19 protein-coding genes are annotated in these 17,828 nt (G+C 46.0%); 15 read left to right on the top strand and 4 right to left on the bottom strand.

The features are described from left to right. The first annotated feature begins 2 nt into the window (after positions 1-2). The 3 genes from AN477_RS25330 to AN477_RS23195 all read left to right on the top strand — a co-directional run bounded on the left by AN477_RS25330 (position 3) and on the right by AN477_RS23195 (position 2,910). The gene (locus tag AN477_RS25330; RefSeq protein ID WP_054971610.1) at positions 3-431 is read left to right on the top strand and encodes a VOC family protein; all 429 of its coding nucleotides are present in this window, start codon (positions 3-5) and stop codon (positions 429-431) included. Beyond that, positions 428-1,348 carry a CPBP family intramembrane glutamic endopeptidase gene (locus AN477_RS23200; RefSeq protein WP_054971552.1) on the top strand — a complete coding sequence of 307 codons (921 nt, stop codon included), beginning with the start codon at positions 428-430 and terminating at the stop codon, positions 1,346-1,348. The genes AN477_RS25330 and AN477_RS23200 overlap by 4 nt, the downstream gene beginning before the upstream one ends. A 923-nt stretch (positions 1,349-2,271) precedes the next feature. Continuing rightward, a complete protein-coding gene (locus AN477_RS23195; protein ID WP_054971551.1) occupies positions 2,272-2,910 on the top strand; it encodes a FusB/FusC family EF-G-binding protein in 639 nt (212 codons plus the stop codon). A 427-nt stretch (positions 2,911-3,337) separates the two neighbouring features. On the opposite strand, the gene AN477_RS23190 is transcribed toward AN477_RS23195, so the two are convergent. Then, positions 3,338-3,715: a hypothetical protein gene (locus AN477_RS23190; RefSeq protein ID WP_054971550.1), complete on the bottom strand. Its 378-nt coding sequence runs from the start codon at positions 3,713-3,715 to the stop codon at positions 3,338-3,340. Positions 3,716-3,911: 196 nt separating this feature from the next. Here AN477_RS23190 and AN477_RS23185 point away from each other — a divergent pair, with 196 nt between their 5' ends. The 7 genes from AN477_RS23185 (at position 3,912) to AN477_RS23155 (ending at position 9,007) form a co-directional block, all read left to right on the top strand. Next, complete coding sequence (locus AN477_RS23185) at positions 3,912-4,913, top strand: hypothetical protein (RefSeq protein ID WP_054971549.1); 1,002 nt, start codon at positions 3,912-3,914, stop codon at positions 4,911-4,913. A gap of 564 nt (positions 4,914-5,477) precedes the next feature. Continuing rightward, complete coding sequence (locus AN477_RS25590; RefSeq protein WP_245631944.1) at positions 5,478-5,726, top strand: DUF4870 domain-containing protein; 249 nt, start codon at positions 5,478-5,480, stop codon at positions 5,724-5,726. 518 nt (positions 5,727-6,244) lie between these two features. Beyond that, on the top strand, positions 6,245-6,715 hold the full coding sequence (locus tag AN477_RS23175; RefSeq protein ID WP_054971548.1) for a hypothetical protein: 471 nt from the start codon (positions 6,245-6,247) through the stop codon (positions 6,713-6,715). A gap of 243 nt (positions 6,716-6,958) precedes the next feature. After that, positions 6,959-7,555: a class I SAM-dependent methyltransferase gene (locus tag AN477_RS23170; protein WP_054971547.1), complete on the top strand. Its 597-nt coding sequence runs from the start codon at positions 6,959-6,961 to the stop codon at positions 7,553-7,555. Between the two features lie 230 nt (positions 7,556-7,785). After that, entirely contained in the window at positions 7,786-8,193 is a 408-nt protein-coding gene (locus tag AN477_RS23165; protein WP_157062144.1) for an NUDIX hydrolase, read from the top strand. A gap of 99 nt (positions 8,194-8,292) precedes the next feature. Further along, positions 8,293-8,598, top strand: coding sequence for a hypothetical protein (locus tag AN477_RS23160; protein WP_054971546.1), 306 nt, complete (start codon positions 8,293-8,295; stop codon positions 8,596-8,598). 49 nt (positions 8,599-8,647) lie between these two features. Next, a complete protein-coding gene (locus tag AN477_RS23155) occupies positions 8,648-9,007 on the top strand; it encodes a hypothetical protein (protein ID WP_054971545.1) in 360 nt (119 codons plus the stop codon). A 330-nt stretch (positions 9,008-9,337) separates the two neighbouring features. Here AN477_RS23155 and AN477_RS23150 read toward each other — a convergent pair whose 3' ends face one another. From AN477_RS23150 to AN477_RS23140, 3 genes are all read right to left on the bottom strand, one after another. Further along, positions 9,338-10,345 (bottom strand): Ger(x)C family spore germination protein, encoded by a 1,008-nt coding sequence (locus tag AN477_RS23150; protein ID WP_169787952.1) that lies wholly within the window; start codon positions 10,343-10,345, stop codon positions 9,338-9,340. Between the two features lie 77 nt (positions 10,346-10,422). Continuing rightward, entirely contained in the window at positions 10,423-11,544 is a 1,122-nt protein-coding gene (locus AN477_RS23145) for a GerAB/ArcD/ProY family transporter (RefSeq protein WP_054971608.1), read from the bottom strand. Next, positions 11,544-13,016 carry a spore germination protein gene (locus AN477_RS23140; RefSeq protein ID WP_157062143.1) on the bottom strand — a complete coding sequence of 491 codons (1,473 nt, stop codon included), beginning with the start codon at positions 13,014-13,016 and terminating at the stop codon, positions 11,544-11,546. The genes AN477_RS23145 and AN477_RS23140 overlap by 1 nt, the downstream gene beginning before the upstream one ends. Before the next feature lie 195 nt (positions 13,017-13,211). Here AN477_RS23140 and AN477_RS26010 point away from each other — a divergent pair, with 195 nt between their 5' ends. The 5 genes from AN477_RS26010 (at position 13,212) to AN477_RS23125 (ending at position 17,546) form a co-directional block, all read left to right on the top strand. Next, positions 13,212-13,556, top strand: coding sequence for a GNAT family N-acetyltransferase (locus AN477_RS26010; protein WP_169787951.1), 345 nt, complete (start codon positions 13,212-13,214; stop codon positions 13,554-13,556). Between the two features lie 546 nt (positions 13,557-14,102). Beyond that, positions 14,103-14,798: an MBL fold metallo-hydrolase gene (locus AN477_RS23135; RefSeq protein ID WP_054971542.1), complete on the top strand. Its 696-nt coding sequence runs from the start codon at positions 14,103-14,105 to the stop codon at positions 14,796-14,798. Between the two features lie 15 nt (positions 14,799-14,813). After that, positions 14,814-15,410: a TetR/AcrR family transcriptional regulator gene (locus AN477_RS23130; protein ID WP_054971541.1), complete on the top strand. Its 597-nt coding sequence runs from the start codon at positions 14,814-14,816 to the stop codon at positions 15,408-15,410. Further along, complete coding sequence (locus tag AN477_RS26005; RefSeq protein WP_083486606.1) at positions 15,407-15,784, top strand: DUF4260 domain-containing protein; 378 nt, start codon at positions 15,407-15,409, stop codon at positions 15,782-15,784. Before AN477_RS23130 ends, AN477_RS26005 begins: the two co-directional genes overlap by 4 nt. A gap of 883 nt (positions 15,785-16,667) precedes the next feature. Next, entirely contained in the window at positions 16,668-17,546 is an 879-nt protein-coding gene (locus tag AN477_RS23125) for a hypothetical protein (protein WP_054971540.1), read from the top strand. The last annotated feature ends 282 nt before the right edge of the window (positions 17,547-17,828 follow it).

Genomic DNA, 17,828 nt, shown 5'->3' with positions numbered 1-17,828 from the left:
ATATGATCTTGCTGCTGAGAGGAGAAGGGTACGCTTTGTTCTCCGAAACGAAGGGCTTCAGCCACGTGACCATCAACGTAGCGAATTTGAACCGATCTCTTCAATTTTACAGTGGGATGCTTGGCATGAAGCTTGTTCATCAAGGTCGGCGGGACGCCTACCTGGAGTGGGGCATGGCGTGGATCTGCTTACAAGAGCGAGCAGAGTTGGCAATACAGCAACGCCAACTCGGTGTCGACCATGTGGCTCTATCCATCGCCGAAGACGGATTTCATGCGATGGTAGAAGTTCTGCGGACAGGCAACACCGCGATTGTACGAGGTCCCGTTGAACGGGGAGGCGGCTGGACCGTCAACTTTCTCGATCCCGACGGCACGCAGCTTGAGTATTACACGGGCACCCTTGCACAACGAATGAAGGTCTGGAAATGAGCGATACAACACAGCAGACGAAGCCAGTAGCGAAGGTTCTCCACAATGCTGAAGGAGGACTCTTGGAGTTGACGATAGGCATGAACAGGCGTTATGGATCACCGCTCAGAAGTACTTTAATTGCTTACACGGTTGCTGCTTTTGGCTTATCAGCACTTGCGTTCTTTGTGGTTTTCCCATTTTCGGAGGGATTACTTTCAAATTCATCACTCAATCCAAATGGCGACTTATATTCCTTGCTTAGTGAGATTCCTCAATATTCTATTTACGCGCTGTTCACTGCGATGTTTTATTTCATGGTTGCAAAACCGTTTCGACTTCGTCCCGTGTTCGGCTATGCGCGTGGGACTTTACGATTGGTTGCTATTTGTAGCTGCCTAGCCATATCGTTTTCAGTCATGTCTCCGTTTAACATCATATTAACAGCTAGGTATGGGATTGGACTTTTAACCTTTTTTATAACGGCGATGTCAGAGGAGTGGGTTTTCAGGGGAATTTTGATACGGGTACTGAAAGAAAAGGTCGGGATTGTATGGGCTATTGTCATTTCAGCATTTATGTTTGCGCTGTTTCATTGGGCGGAAATTGCATTTGTTAGCGCACAAGCACCTTTTTCACAGGGGTTCTTTGTTGCAATGGGACAGGACTTTCTCTTCGGTTTGACACTTGGCGTAATCGCATGGCGTTGTCGTTCACTCCTTTGGGTAGGCTTTCTCCATTGTTTCATGGATTTTCATCCATTTGAGGCACCAGGTAGAGGGTGGATGCTCATGCTCCATTTGTCATGGTTGATGCCTGGCGAAATTCAAATCTTCTGCATTGGGATTCTAGGTGCGGAAGTTATCAGAGTCTGTTCTCGTCTGACGAAAAAGCGTTCAGGCAATCCTAAGATGAAAAATAACGATGTGAATGCATAACAATCAATCCTAAAACGTGGGTCACTGACGCAGAATTCTGTAACATTCAGGCAAGAACTAAGACCGACCGGCGCGTTATTGATGTAGAGGACAATAAGTTGTTGGAATTTAGGTATCAATACAATGGGGAATATGTATCCACCGTAAAACTTGACTCGATCAAGAAGTCATATGAAGATGTTGACGAAAGTTTCGACGGCGTAGAGATATCTGATTAGAATATCCCGCCTGGTCAGATTTGTGAGGGTATTTTGTTCCGAAATTATACGTAATGTACCAGCCGTTGGATGGATAACTTATGGACGAACCAACAATCAGCGTCCGACAAATGTTGTATTTTTCAATGACAAGGAGAGCCATAGATGCTTTTCGTTGCGACCGTCTGATTGCTCTTTATTATTTGATTTCTTGACGGAATTGACAGCGAATTGCATCATAAGTTTGATATTGCATTTCGGGGAGGTATTCATCGGCATGGCGGCTCACGTCTGCTACTTGTAACCCAAGCGAGTTGCGCGGAACTTTATGCGTAAAAACTTGGTACGACGCAGACGGGATACGTATGTCTTTTTCCGTGGATATCCCTTTTATACACCATTCACATTTCAAGGACATGCAAGTCTCGTCCGGGTTGCTTGCCCCAACAGAATACGTACACTTCGACACCGTGCAATGATTTTAGTGGAGAAGCGGTACGCACCTATTCCTTGATTTTCCCCAAGGAAGTTGGGTTTTGTGACGCAACGTCAACTTTCAGAGATAACCAACGTTTCGCCTTGGAGAATCCGCAGGAGCTTTCTGTCCTGTTGGTCTTACTTTGCATAGGAGTGCGTTGGTCCTTGGATTGTATCTGAATGGGAATCTGCGTCCGTATCACAGGAGGTTTATCCTGTGATTTTTCTATTTTAGGAGGCAGACGTACGATGGAAAAATTTATATGCCCACACCAATTCAATTACATCCGAGTTCAATTAAATCAGTTGCTTCAGACCGTTTATTTCGCAGGTGATTACAGAGTCTATGCAGCTCACAGACTGGGCGTTCGGGACAATGTACTATCCATGTTTCCGCAGTTGGGTCCGTCAGAAATCAGACTGTTTGACGGAATGGAAGACGTAAAGGGGCAAAGCGAGATCGGTGAGTTCATGCAGCGTCTCGAACCGTACGTTATTCCATTTCCGGTGCTTGAACCAGACAATCTCCGTAAACTGTTTCCGAAAGTCAAAAAGCTTCCGCTTCCGGATTTAGCGGAAGTCAACTGGAGTAAGTTATCCTATTTTGGCTGGCGTGACATTGCCACGAATACTCTGTTTGTGGTGACCCGACATAATGGGAAGTTGATCGGTATCCGAAACAGGATTACGTCTTTGAACCGTCCTGGAGTTTGCTGTGTGTGCAATCATAGCGGGCAGGACGTAGGTTTGGTTACCACCGTAGCAAAAGCGTCCAACTACACGACTGTTGGAAACCACATGTGTCTAAATACTATCACCTGCAACGCGGCGATGACCTCGCTTAAAGGTCTTGTATTTTTTGTAGAACAGGCGCAGCGACAACGTTAAATTATTAGAAGTGAGACTCCCATATGTTTATCCACGATTTATAGCAGTCCAGAGCGTGTAGCGTAACTTAGGGCGTCCCAAAGCGCCCTAAGTTACAATTCCGTATATACGTGCAACGGTCGGAATACACGCATTGCTGCACAATAAGGCAGGTTTGTTTGATACCACCTCAACCCATAAACTGTATAATGCCATCTCTTGAATTTGTCGATCACGCTTTTGCCTTATTGTAACCTCTATACTGGAGCACATGTCCAAAACTATGTTCTTTGGTCCGTGAATGAATATGCAGTGTGGGTCTCGACGCTCGTATTGCAGAAACGATTGTGGATTGACCGTTCAACCCAAACTCCCCAGGAGACAGTGGATGAAATTCTTCGTCGTGCTTGGACTGAGGAAAAGGTTGAAACGTAGGGATGATCTCTCACTAAGCAGGCTTGAGTTCAGCCGTATGAGGAATCGTGCGTGTATGATTATTCCCCTGCCCTTCACCTTTTATGACGGTCCAAAAGCCATCGATACACCACAGATCTTCAACATCCTTTCTTGCAAACATGTCGATGCGACATTCTCTGGCTTGATGTCTGGACACTTCCAGTAACTTCTTACGTGCTGTCTTGGTGCCGACGAAGATTTTGTCCGTGACAAAGGTTAGTCCATGGCCTTTGCGACTTAATCGCCTCAGCACATCCCCAAACGTTGTTCCCGAGAAATCTTCAACATCGAATCGCGTATCTGAAGTGCTCACTGCCTGGACAGCAATTCCGACGCTCCCTGTGTCTTGTATCCGTAAAACGACAGCCATGTTAAGCCCACCACAACTATGCAATTCAGCATGGCAGTCAATGTGCAGGCATTTTTATGTTGTGATCCAATTTTTTCATTGCAAACTTATGTAACCTTTATGCGTTGACGACGTCTATCTCGATGTGACAAGCAAGACACAAATGAACATGCGCATGGTTTCCGATGCAGTTCCAAAACAAGAGGAGAGTGCTTTGATGAAACTCAATAGATACGCGGTATCAGGTCTGGTTCTGGCAGGTGTCACTCTGGCGTCCGGGCTGGCGGCGGTCCCGGCAATGGCGGCAATACAGTCTGGGAACACGATGGCTGCCACGCACATTTATCTTAATGGACAAAATGTCTCAAATCCTGAACATGTGATCGCAAAAGACCCTTGGGGCGGATCGAAAACAACATGGGTCCCAGTTTACTACCTGCAACAGGTGCTCACGAAGGCAGGTTTTCAAACCAGTTGGAACGGAACTTCGCTAACGTTTGTAAGTGACCCATCCGGATGGGTCACAGGCGCTGCCCTTGGGAATCCGGAGGCGCAACCGCTTACTGCTCCAAAAGGTCAAATGCAAGTCACATTGGTAAGCGGAAGCGCCCCGTCCATGAACATTCCGAAGCTCGTCGCGAAGGACCCGGCATCGGGCGTTAAAACAACGTACGTACCGATTTATTACATCGACCAGGTTCTCAACCAGTACTGGATGATGCATGCAACATGGAATGGGTCCGATTGGCAGATGGTGACCCAACAGAACAGCCCAATCACTGAGCAGTCCTATCCAACTTCATCAGAAGCACTGAATGCGGTCACGACTATCGAGAGCAACTTCAGTTTCATGAAATTCAACGCCAGTTCGGTCAATCTGGGTGACGGCATCACCGCGCAATCCGACGTGAGCACAGGCAAACAGGGTAATAATGGATTGCAGTGGCACGAAGGGAATTGGACCATCGATGTGCTCTATTATACAAACAACGAGGATGGAGAACAGGTTGCGAAGAACGTCGTCTCGTACTTGCATACGCACATGCTTCCGGCACCGAGGACCAAAGGCGTGATTGTTGTCGAAAGCACAAACTCGAACGTATCTGCACTGACCGGTGATACAACGATTGCCTGGCAGGAAGGCAACAAAGTGTACCAACTGCAAAGACCTGGTGACCCAGTTAGGGCACTAGAGGCTGTAGTTAACAGCAATAAATAAGCAAAAAGATAACCACCCCCTAGATTGGCTGGTGACCGCAGGGGGTGGTTCTTCTGTTTATAAGGGATTTACCGAAGGTTGAGATTAAATACTCTGCATGCATGTACAACAAATCAACCTCGTTGTCGGAATGGTACCGAGAATTGACCTGTACGCGGTCATTGCGGCGCTCTTGCTTGGGTTGTATATCGCAATCTGGGTTTTCGTTTCTCCCAGCGAGTGTTCATGCCGCGTTTCAAGGCGCCGACCCGAACTCTCCCATTACAGCGGGATCGACTGTGTTCGACGTCATGGTGAGGTGATTGTCTTCTACCTCAACGGGCCGACTCATCCATCAGCACGTGGAGGTGTAACCGGATGGCAGAAGACTTTAAAACCTCGACGTATCATTAGGTTGACAGTTGGCATATGTCATCCATCATCCATATCATGGACCTCGGTCTATGCCAAATTATCTATTGGAAGGGGGATACTGTGACTCCACAAGAGAAGGACTGGGCTATGGCTTGCCACCTGGCAGCCTTTGCAGGGTGGATTGTCCCATTGGGTTGGGTTCTTTGACCCTTGATTGTCTGGCTGATCAAGAGGAATCAATCCCCGTTTGTTGACGAGCAGGGTAAAGAGTCGCTCAATTTCCAGATATCACTGCTGCTTTATGCAATTATTGCTGGTCTGTTGTGCCTCATCTTGATTGGATTTCTCCTACTCTTTACGCTAGCCGTCTTTCAGATAGTGCTTGTCATCATTGCCACAGTCAGAGTTTATAATGGGGAACATTACCGATATCCTCTGACGATTCGTTTCATTCGCTGATCCGGTATGGGATTGACCTGGCTCACGAGTGCATATTCACTATGCGGGCAGCAGAAAACTGCTATAGAATCGATGGAGACTGATGGTACTCTGGGGATATCGCTATTCAAAAATCGGGGGTGTCATTTACTGTGATGCAAGCATTTGCTCCTCTTATCATAATCGCATTAGTTGCTGTTGTGATGGTTTATTTTAACAAAAAAGTTCACTTTGATTGCCCAATTTGCGGTTGTGCTTTTAAGGTTTCGGGTTTGACGTTCGCATTTGCCCCACACCGGATGGGTGCCCGTTTAATCACGTGTCCAAATTGTGGCAGCCGTGAGATGATGACCCCGATACCTGACCGTAAAGAATGACGGTGTAAGGGTACTTCGTGATTGGATCGATGGGAACACAATGTAATGGACCAGGCGCAACGGCGGTGAATGAATATGCAGTGCCTTTATCGTTGTTGTTGTAGGGCTCTTGGGCAGTAGAACTGAATAACGCTCTATGAGCTGAGGAAGGTGGTTGTCTTCATGAGGAGAAGAGTATGGACTTTAAGCTTAGGATTGCTAGCGGTCATCCTATGCGGCATTGTAGTCTGGCACATTCATCGTGTCTATTATTTCAATCCATTCACATTCAAGCAAGATGATGTAACGACTGCGTCTTGGAATGTTTATAAAACCCCCATGGAAATGGACATTGTTTACCAGCCAGTACATGGAACGCAAACTCGATACACAACCGAAAATAGGTCAGAAATAAACTACGTTTTAACTCAGCTAAGAGAAGGAAAACCAATGTCCTACAAGCCCATCATCGGTCTCTCAACTGGGCAGATATGGATTCAATTTCGGAATCCTGTGAACCAAAATGATTATGTAGATGCTATACTTCGTCAAAATATGAAAGTTGCTCTGCTTGCTCAGCAAAATCCCATCACAGTGACAAGTGGACTTAAAAGGTTTGTTGAAGCAAAGAAGAACAGTGCCAAGACTATGTAAAAACAGCAACTTCTTGAACATACGGGGGCGCATGTCTCATAAGCCACTGTTCAAGAATTCTGCATGAAAATGCAGTGTTCAGTAAGTACGCTTTACGGGGCCAAAGGGCAGGTTGGTTTAGTAAATATTATCCAATGACACCTTCATTATATAGTTTTTATTATCAGATTTTCAGATTGTTTTTTCCATCATTTGTACTGTACTCTCTTAGTGATTGGGGTTTACGGAGAGGTGGGCGATGTCTTGGATCAAGGTAAAGTGATGTGGGAAAAACACTTCAAAAATGTTCATCGATTGACACGGACGTATTTTCCATGGGTTCAAGAATACGTACCCCAACTAAAGCAAGCGAACATGCATCGGATACTCGACATTGGGTGCGGAACTGGCGCGCAAACTCAATTCCTTGTTGAATCTGGATTTGACGTAACAGGGACGGACTACGCTCAGACCGCTATTGAATTAGCTAAACAAGAGGTCTCAAAAGGACATTTTTTACAGTGGGATACGCGTCAACCGTTTCCCTTCCCGGATGAAGAGTTTGACATGGTTCTTGCAAGCCTTTCCTTGCACTATTTTGACCCGCGAACACTCAGTAACATCATGACTGAGATTTCGCGATTACTCCGTCAGAACGGCTTATTTCTCTTCAGGCTAAATTCAATTCACGACCCGCATGTGATGGCACCACAAACAATTGAACGATACTATTTTTCTCTTGATGATTGCCGTCAACTACTGTGTGGATGGACGGAAATTGAGCTTAAGGAGCACCAGGTCGAACACTACAGTGAACCAAAAGTCGTTTGCGAAGGTTTGTATCAGAAGTTCCAACCGTAACTACTCTCTAGTGTTCGATCAAAGGAAATGACATCTTTTTGAGAACTCATTGTACCTAGAAAGCAGACGCGGTCCTTCAACATACTGCGGTGGGGTATCTGTCCATACGTACCCTTGTTGAGTGTATTAATATGCAATGGTGGGGCTGAACCCCTGTTGAACTTGGGCAGTAGAGCGACGGAAAGAGACGCATTCAAGCCTCGACATTGACAGAAATGGGGTACGTATGAGTGAACTTCTGGCGTGGTGCAGCCGCCTGCTGCTTGAATGAAAATCACCAAGTCCTGATGGTGTTCCAAGGCAAACCTGATGAGGAACCCAAATGGTCTGTTCCATCTGGTGGAGTTGAGCCAGGAGAAACTTTTGAAGAGTGTTGTGCTCGGGAAGTGTGGGAGGAGACTGGGTATAGGGTTCATGTTGGTAAAGAGCTCTTTGAAAAGCGAGGACAGTCGTACGGGTGGAATGTTGAAGTGCATTATTTTCAAGCCACCGTTTTCGCAGGAAATGCGTGCATCCAAGACCCCGATGGACTAATTCATCAGGTTGCATGGAAATCTTGGAATGACCTCATGACGTTGAACTTGGCATTTCCGGAAGATAGAGAGTTCCTACTCCAATTGACTAACAGCGAAACCTAAGCACATCTGAGTATTGGATAAGTATGCAACCTTCCTTACCGTGTGCTTATGTCAGTTTCGGGCAGAAGAGTACAATAACGATTGAGGTGGTGATGGATTATGACGTACGACTTTGCATTACAAAAATGCATATTAGGTGCGTTCCAACACGAAGCAAACACCATCCTCCACGTAGAAAACTGGCTGATGCATAATGGATTTCGCCTATCCCGTGTTGAGATTCGCCAAATGCTAAGTGACCTGTTGCGACAAGGTGCAATCAAAATAATTGATTCCCCTGACAACGTTACATTCGAAAACAGCGATGACCTATTGCTTGAGGACTTTTGGTTCGACATTACGGAATCGGGTAGAGACCAGTTCGGGTACAGTGACCAATCTTGGCGAAAGTTTTTACAGGACTAACGGGCAGCATAGTTTAAGAAGGATTACGACTACAGCGAGGTTGAGCATTTTGGAACTCTTCCATTCCAGCAATCATTCTTCTCTCGACAACTTGTATTTTCATGATGCTGAACTTGGAGATATTCGAGTCTCCTATAAGGATAACCAGGTTGTCGTGTACCTCCACGATGTACGGATCGAACAAGAAAGTAAGAGCGAAGTCGAATTAACCTTTTCAGGCGTTACTGAACTGCACGTACCCATAAATGAGCCGTGGGGCGGAGGATATTACTGTGTGTCGCTGACTACTGAACAAGACGGGAAGTTGAAGACGGAGCAATTTAGAACAAAACTCCTCCTCAACTCAGGGGACGAAATAAACATTGTTGCAACACAGGTTCAACTCAATTCAAGTCAAAAATCTTCCTGAATTAACGGGCAGGTTTGTTTGATAAGCACTCCAGGGACTGCGTTTTTATCCACAATCTCATGGTTGAAGAGAGTGGGAGTTACCTGGTGCCTATCTGGTGTGGACAGGACAGCGGAACCATGGTTCTGGGGTTTTTGGTCGTGGGGTAGCTAATCACTGTCTGGTTCCATAAAGATAAATGATCGGTGACACTGGGCTAAGGCTGGGCAAACATTGTGTCGGTTGTGAGGAGACAGTATAGCAAATCTTTGTAGTCAATCTGCTCTCGGTAGTAAGGCACAAGGGTTACGAGAGAGATTACCTGAGTGAGTGATTCAATGATTTGGCAAACTAGGCAGTAACATTGGTAAGTGTATCAAGATGAAGATGATAATCGACATAAACCTTGAGGTTATCCCACCGGTACAGCCATTCTTCTTCAGTCATCGGTGGTGAAAATGGATGGAGGGTTAGTGTTCCGAGTTGAAGAGGGTCGAGTCTCTGTTGCTGAAGAGAGGTCAATAGTTGCGTCGTATGACGTTGCAAATATGACTCGACTTCGGCGTTAAGGGAGTCGAGTTCATTAGCGTTCGTTAAGTTCTTAGTTCCATTGTACTCCTGAATTCTCCCGTAGAGGTCAACTCTAATGGAAATTTGAGAGCGATTCTGATTCAAATTCGTTTGAACATGCGAACGTACATGACCTAAAGCGATGGACAACTCGGGGAGGATTATCGTGGAAATTCTGCTATCGCGTTGGACCAGTTGGAATAGCTCATCATCCGTTTGCGACAAACTAGTAAACAATTTATCGTGACTGAACACGGCAGTTCCTTCATACGTCAAAGTATCGGGTTCAACTTTGAACATGGGAGCAATTGGGCTAGAGAACGGTGAGTATAATTTTTTCGTAAACTCATGCAAATCCACCATACTGATCTCTGACTGTTCCTTGGCGTAATGCCGCAGATCAAGATAGAGGCTGTAGTCAAGGGGCTTTTGTTGCTCGAGTTGTTGTCTTAGAAATCCATCAAAGTCCCCACGTACAACGACGATAAAAAGCCTTGGCGAGATGTCAGGATCTGTCATCATAGTGTTGATGAGATCCCCAATACCCTTTCGTGCGAGTTGTTCATCAATAAACACCATACGAACTTGTCCACTCACCAATTCCTTGTCGTATTTCAGATTGAACCTTTTACCTCCTTGCTCCAATAGATCAGCTTGAACCGTCAGCACTTGCTTTTTTTCGGGAACAATTGGTGGAACCACGGTACTGATACTCAGATGATTGTTTCCGCCTTCCTTGACGGACCAGAGAATCACAGGGGCAATTTCCTCAATTGTATGGGTCCTCACGAAGGGAGTGCACCCTGTGGCAAATAGTACACTGAACCACGTTATCACAATCGTTGTCCATCCCCTACAAAACTTTGTCATTCTGCCACTTTCCTCTTAAGAACATTAGACAACAGCAGAACAACTGGGAGAAAGGTGTATGTAGCAGCCCCTACCCAGATCTGCAGTTTTGTCCATATATTCTCCTCGAATGCTGATTTCCAGAACCATCTATTTACAGCAAGCGTGCCGAGTAAAATGATCAGGAAACTTAGTGAGAAGCCCACTCTGCTAGGGTGCTTATCTGACAGACCGAGGGCGACTCGGGTGGCTCCAAAGAAGCAAAGAAGTAAGATGCCTATAGCAAACACGAAATGGAACATGTGGAAAGAAATCAAAATCAAATCAACCCGCTCGAAGATGGGGGTCTGGATGTATCTAATCATATGTATGACAGGAATATTCAATTTGCTTAAATAGCTAGAGCCAAAAAATAGTATGGATGCAGTGAAAATAACCAAGTACTCCAATGTGGACATAGTGTTTGCAATGGATAATGCTTTAAGCGGATTTTGGGTCTGTTCAAGCCATGGAAGCAAACATATTAAATACTCGGGACCTGAAAAAGATGACCAGATGAACAATAGTGCCTCCCATGATTGTTTGGTCCATGCTGGAGGGATGAGTGGATATAAATCGTGAAGACTAGCAACTGGAGGAAAAAAGAACGGAATATAACCGAATATGACCCAAACTCCGCAGATAAACGCGATCACAACAAAACGTATCGTGTTCTCCATTCCCTTCGACGCAACATACCATCCTGCCAAAATAATGAATCCGATCAGCCATTTCTTATCCATGGTGGGAAACATGAATTTGTGAATGATATGAACATATCCCAGTGTAATGACACTTACTCGCATCAGAATGATAAAAAGCCCCATAAGGGCGAAGATTCGAACTGTAAGCTCACCAAATCGCTCAACGAACTCATGATATCCCCTGGGTCTTGTTGTTGAGGATATCCACTTTGAGAGTAGTGTCAGATTAATCTGTGATAAGACTCCAACAGCTAGAATTGCCCAGAGCATATAGGGGTAGATCAATACGGCTGGCATGATCAACACGAAGTAGAGCATTTGGATACGATTCACAAATAAGGTGACGTATAGACCGCCAAAGGTCGTGGTTTTATCGAACAATGAAAGTGGAGTCATCACGATTTCCTTCCACCCATCCGCCACCTCTGAAGTGGAGCTAGAGATTTTGGACGAGTACTTTGCCACGGAAGAGGGGCACGGATGAAGAGATCGGACCACTCCCGGGCAAAAAAGGGCGCCACGGGTGCGAGATATGGCTGTCGTAATGATGTTAAGGCATTTAAATGAGCGAGGATTACCAGTAAACCCACAGCTATTCCGAAAATACCGAATAGCGCAGCGAGGATGAGAAGTAGGAACTGTAAAACCGTGTTAGATTTTGCCAGTTGGTAATTAGGCACTAAGAACGACGCAATTGCCGAAATGCCGACTAAAACGATGAGCACATTACTTACAAAGCCAGCTGTAACCGCAGCTTCACCGATGACAATTCCCCCAACCACACCCAATGTCTGCCCCGCTTTTGTTGGCATTCGAAGGCTTGCTTCATTTAGGATCTGTAGCGTAACCAACATCAACAATGCTTCCCAAAACGGGCTGAAAGGTAGCCGACTCCTCGATTCCAGTAGCACGCCAAGGATTTGTATAGGCACCACTTGGTAATTATACGTAGTCAACGCTACGTACAGAGGCACCAAGAGTGAAGATAGAAGAAAACTAGCGTACCTGGTAGAGCGGAATAGGCTGGCTACAATCCACCGAAGAAAATAGTCTTCTGGGGACTGAAATAAGTGAAAGAAGGTAATTGGAGCAACTAAGGCAAATGGAGAACCGTCCACCAGGATTACGACCTTGCCAAGTCCTAAAGACCACGAACATTGATCGGGGCGGTCAGTTGAAAGAAACTGAGGAAAAACTGAATGGATGTTGTCATCCATGAATGCTGCAACTTGAGAGTCAGCAAGAAACTGGTCGAAGTCAATGCGTTTGATTTTAGAACGTGCAATTTTTATAAAATTTGGGTTTGTGATGCCTTCCAGATACATCAGTACAATAGATGTATTGCTTAGTGTACCAATCGAAAATTTCTCCGTTTTTAGTGCAACCACTGGCAGTCGACGCCGGATCAGGGTGATGTTTTGATCGAGTTGTTCAGTAAAGCTTTCCTTGGCTCCGTACACAACAGATTCAGTATCAGATGGCTGGACGGAACGTCCCAATGACGTTGGAAGTTTAATCGCCCACCACACGTTTTCAATCATGTCATTCACGAGTACACAACCACTCATCAGGTTTCGTTCAGCCTGTTCTAGGGTGTTGAACTGGCTAACGTTTGCTGATTCAACACACTGGAGAAGAGGAGCAGTCGGACGAGTTTTTAGCGGTTTAATAATAGACTCATTCAATCGTTCTAAATCGACTAATGTTCTTATGTATATAAGTCCAATTTTTCTTGACCCGAAAGCTTCTTGTTTGATGATCTCCGCATCGTCTATGCCGACAAGAATGTCTGTTAGCGATTGTAAGGACAGAATTGCTGCATTATGATGTGCAGCAATTCTATTACCATTGTCTCGTTTGCTCCGCAACTTTGCATCACCTTGGTGGTAAGCTATTTTGTCCTAAATCAGATGGACACGTTGTTTCATATATAAATGCTCAAGAATGTTTCGTTTCCACCACCTATGATTACCGACAGCGCATTATTTATGCATTAATTTATGAATTGGAGATACCGCAGTCGCATCGATGTGTTCCAACACGTGTGAATTTACGATGAGTATGTGAGTGGAGCAAATCGGTTCGACCGTGACGGAGAGGCACTGTTCGTTGCCCGGCAATTGACTCAGATTGTCGGAATATGCGGACTGAATCGAGATCCATATTCACAATTCGGTAACGTGGGTCGAGTTCGCAGGCTATACGTGCAGACTGATTTTCGGAAATATGGTGTCGGCCGACGATTGGTTTCCAACGTTATTATGGAAGCAAGACGGTTGTATACGACCTTGAGCCTAAGAACAGATAATCCAATGGCAGACCAGTTCTATCGAGCGATAGGATTTTCAACGGATCATGAGCCAGATAATGCAACTCACTGGCTTTCACTGAATCCAGAAAGCGATTAATAGTCGTCTCGTGTTAACAGAGGCGATACTGTGGCACAGGATCGTCTGTCATATTGCATGGATATACAGTGGCAGTGCGGCCACTGTTCCGACGCAATCGGGCAGGAGTCTGCAGTAGCGACTCTACCTGTGAAACTGATAGAGATTCTATCTCAATTTCCTTCCGAACGAGGCTGACCCAATGGATAGCGCATTTACTCGACTGGCACCAGCTCGCTACAACTGCAAATCCATTCTTGTCGCAACTGACGTGCACTAGTGAAACATCAATGAACGACGATGGTTCACCCCTATACAAGGTATGGAGAATACCTGTTGGGGAATGAACCAGCCCAGTTTTCTTACATAACGACGCATTTACACTAAACAGGCAATCTGTCGCTAAAAGACAGCACAACAAATATTCTGGAAATAACGAGCCGTTTTGATAGTTCTTTATGGATTGACATTCAGAACACAAACATCCTTGACAAAACTAATATCATTAGTTAAATTGTAAACATCGTTAGCTTTAATTGAACCTAGAAAGACAGAGGTGAATCTGTAATGCGAATGATTAAACAGAGACATTTGTATCAATTGACGTTTCTTCCGAGTGTTTTCCCCGTGAATTGTTATTTCGTGGAGGAAGAGGATGGATTGACACTGATCGATGCCGCGCTTCCGAACAGTGCAGATGGAATTGCAGCTGCCGCTAGGAAGGTGGAAAAAGTAATTCGCCGCATCGTTCTCACCCATGCTCACTCCGACCATATCGGGGCACTGGATAAACTAAAACAAATGTTTCCGGATGTTCCCGTCTATATCTCCCGCCGTGACGCTCGTTTATTGACCGGCGATCGGACGCTTGATCCGAGCGAACCAGGTACCCCTATTAGAGGAGGTGTTCCCAAGCCACATACCATCAAAACAACGCCAGACGTGCTTTTGGATGATGGAAGCAGGGTTGGATCGCTTCTTGCTATTTGGACACCTGGGCATACCCCTGGTTCAATGTCCTTCCTCGATACGCGAACGCAGTGTTTGATTGCCGGGGATGCTTTTCAAACGAGAGGTGGTTTTGCTGTAACAGGACAACTGAGACCCTTGTTTCCGTTTCCTGCTATGGCTACTTGGAACAAAGAGTTAGGTATGGAAAGCGCCCGTAAAATACGTGAATATCAACCCGAATTACTCGCCGTTGGACATGGAAACATGATAGCTCAGCCAGTGGAGCTCATTGATAGAGCCCTTGGACTTTAATATGGAGGAATCGACATGTCGCAACGAACAAGAATTGATTTGCCAACCATCCTGAAAGCTGCTACCGAGATTGTCGATTCTCAAGGTCTGGAATCCCTCGGCTTGGCGACTCTCGCTCAGAAGCTGGGGATCCGTTCGCCTTCTTTGTACAATCATATCGATGGACTTCCTGGTTTACGCATTGAACTCGCCATACACGGATGTGATCTGCTGAATTCCGTAATATCGCGGGCAGCGATTGGAAAATCCGGTGACAATGCCGTTTACGCTTTAGCAGAAGAGTATTTGGCGTTCGCTCGATCCCATCCGGGGCTATATGAAGCGGTTCAGCGAGTCTCCGACCCGCAGGAAGGGCAATGGCAGCAAACAGCGAGAAGGTTAGTCGAAACTGTCGTTCAAGTCTTTCAGCATTACGGGTTGGACGACTACACCTCCATTCATGCCGTACGCAGTTTTCGCAGCATGGTGCACGGATTCATCTCATTAGAACGAAATGAGGGGTTCAAAATGCCCATCAGTGTGGATGATAGCTACCGTTTTCTCATCGACACATTTCTTCTGGGACTGCATTCGAAAATGCAAGCTGCACAGTGCGCAGGCGAACTGGAATGAATAACATGAGAACATCGTTGCGGTTGGAGTCGCTTGTGGTCGTTTTTGTTAGTATGTGGTTTTACTATGACCACCATTTCCCATGGTCAACATTTTTGGAATTGGTACTATTACCGGATTTGGCTATGTTGGGTTATTGTTTCGGCTCAAGAGTAGGGGCACGATGCTACAATCTCTTTCACACATACGTGTTCCCATTGTTGTGTATTGGCATTGGATTAATGTTCGAGAATGAGATCTGGGCTATGCTTGGATTGATATGGACTGCGCACATAGCGATTGATCGCTCGTTAGGATTTGGATTGAAATATCAAGACAACTCATCTGGGACAGGTCTAGGCAGACTCACAACGATAAATTACATTTGTGACTAAAACGTGGGCTACCTTTTGCTAGCCTTCTTGGACAAACGGGTTGCGACATGTAAGTTGTCGATAATCATATGGTGAAAACCCATCCGGTCAGAACTGCGACCGCGAACCTACCGTGACGTGGGATGGTGGTAACGCCGTCTTGCAAAGCTCACGGGACAATGTAGCCGAGGCTGATAGGGATATTCGGTCCGGAGCTAGGTTGCAGGTGCATGGTGAATGAAAGTGAACCCCTTATAAACCGCGTCATGCAGAACAAGCGAAATTCCCTGATACGCTTGTACCAAAAGGTGAGTAGTCGGGATCGGTACTCCCTTTTTACCGATTCGCAGTTCCGAGGACTACCGCGGGAGTCGGGGCACCTAAACATCTGATTAAGGGGTTGTCGGCGAAACTTGGTAAGCCCCACGGGGTCTGTTCACTATGAACAGTAAGCAGAGCGTGAGTGAAGCGGAACTCCCCAGGGGGTAGAAGATCGGGCAAAAAGCTAACGCCGTTCTGTAATGGAGCGGATAGGGACGGCAGTGATGCCAATGTCCCGACGCGAAAGCGTGCAGACTTGCCCGGGGTGACCAAACTGGGAATCTTGTGGCACGAGGCGAATGGAGTGACCTGTTATGAACCCATTATCCGTCCAAGAGACGAGCCAACGGGTCACACTCGAAAGAGTATGCGGGGAGTCGCACACCGCGTCACGGGTTACCAAGCGTACCAGCAAGGTGGCTTGAGCCGTGTGACTCGAAAGGGTCACGCACGGTTCTGAGGGGGCGAGGGCACCGCAAGGTGCCCAAGCTACCCGGTGCAGCTTAACTGAATAACTACTCAATCTAATTTTATAGTTGTGATACCATATAAATACAAGTGAGGACATGAGGAGAGGGGTATCATGGCGACCAAAATTGAGTTATCGACCAGACAACAAATTAGTGAGGCATGGGCAGGATTTCGTGCCTATCGATCTGCAACGGAGCGACATCGCCAAAGTGGGCGCTCTCTCAATGAGAGTGATGTCCGCTCAGTCCTCGAACGACTACTCACTGATGTCCTCGGCTATGAGCCGGATCAAATTGATCGAGAAACGGATTTTGCAGATTTCTTGCTTGTCTATCAAGGCATAAAGTTGGCTGTCATCGAGACAAAAGACTGGGGTGCATTCGGCAACGAGGCTGTCCTTATTAGTGCCTTGCGCCAGGCTGCAAATTACGCTGACCGACACAAAGCCAAATACCTTTTTGTGTTCGATGCAGAGTCGCTGCTACTTGCGGAACGCGACTCAGAAAAAATACATGTTAAAGTCGTGGTCAGGGTGGACGCACAAGAAGCTGCGGAAGAAACATTTTACTTTACACACTATGGTTTGTCTAAGCTTCCCCAAAATACGAAATGGGACATTGAGCACGGTATTGAAGCGACTGACCCAAAACTGTTTAAGTCGCATCACGGTGTTAAATTGCCTTATACCTCATTTGCATACATAGGCGACTTGAGAGACAAAAAGACGTGGAAATTGCCGTATCTGCTTGAAGACGGTAAGTCCGTTGATACCGGACGAATCGATAAGGCAGTCAGCTATCTGTTTAGTGCCGGTGGATACAGAGGTGTTCAGTCAAAGGGCACAATACCAGAGGCTGCACTTCCCGATGTGTCTAAGAAGTTGGCAAAGGCATATAGACAACTTGGACATTGGTCAAAGGATGACACTTTTAAATCAGTACAAGTGTTATGGCAGTACCTTGATGCCAGGGGAGAAACAGACTTGAACTAGGGAGGGGCGTATTTGTCTCTACCTTGTTAAATTTGTGATTTAGAGATGCATGAAGTGAACTGACAAACAAAGTTACGTATCCAGACCTGAGAGCACCGTCTGACGAGTATTGCATGAATATTCGATCCCATTGGCGGCTTTGAAACGTCGCTATTGGGCAGTTTAGCCGAGGAACGAGAGTCACTGTGTATCGCAAAGCATGTACTCCCTATCGGTTTTTTCGATTCTTACTTTCATATTTGAAACATTTTTCACAGAATTATTAACTGACACGTCGAATCG

The organism is Paenalicyclobacillus ferrooxydans (genome assembly GCF_001399675.1).
In the GTDB taxonomy this organism is placed as follows: Bacteria; Bacillota; Bacilli; order Alicyclobacillales; family Alicyclobacillaceae; genus Alicyclobacillus_B; species Alicyclobacillus_B ferrooxydans.
The sequence above is the reverse complement of the archived record's forward strand: the minus strand, read 5'-3'. Positions and strand labels throughout refer to the sequence as shown.

Coding starts and splice junctions, on each gene's coding strand:
- AN477_RS23175 (WP_054971548.1), top strand. CDS start 6,245: ATGAGGAGAAGAGTATGGACTTTAAGCTTAGGATTGCTAGCGGTCATC.
- AN477_RS23125 (WP_054971540.1), top strand. CDS start 16,668: ATGGCGACCAAAATTGAGTTATCGACCAGACAACAAATTAGTGAGGCA.
- AN477_RS23160 (WP_054971546.1), top strand. CDS start 8,293: ATGACGTACGACTTTGCATTACAAAAATGCATATTAGGTGCGTTCCAA.
- AN477_RS23145 (WP_054971608.1), bottom strand. CDS start 11,544: ATGACTCCACTTTCATTGTTCGATAAAACCACGACCTTTGGCGGTCTA.
- AN477_RS26005 (WP_083486606.1), top strand. CDS start 15,407: ATGAATAACATGAGAACATCGTTGCGGTTGGAGTCGCTTGTGGTCGTT.
- AN477_RS23135 (WP_054971542.1), top strand. CDS start 14,103: ATGCGAATGATTAAACAGAGACATTTGTATCAATTGACGTTTCTTCCG.
- AN477_RS23130 (WP_054971541.1), top strand. CDS start 14,814: ATGTCGCAACGAACAAGAATTGATTTGCCAACCATCCTGAAAGCTGCT.
- AN477_RS23190 (WP_054971550.1), bottom strand. CDS start 3,715: ATGGCTGTCGTTTTACGGATACAAGACACAGGGAGCGTCGGAATTGCT.
- AN477_RS23195 (WP_054971551.1), top strand. CDS start 2,272: ATGGAAAAATTTATATGCCCACACCAATTCAATTACATCCGAGTTCAA.
- AN477_RS23200 (WP_054971552.1), top strand. CDS start 428: ATGAGCGATACAACACAGCAGACGAAGCCAGTAGCGAAGGTTCTCCAC.
- AN477_RS25330 (WP_054971610.1), top strand. CDS start 3: ATGATCTTGCTGCTGAGAGGAGAAGGGTACGCTTTGTTCTCCGAAACG.
- AN477_RS23185 (WP_054971549.1), top strand. CDS start 3,912: ATGAAACTCAATAGATACGCGGTATCAGGTCTGGTTCTGGCAGGTGTC.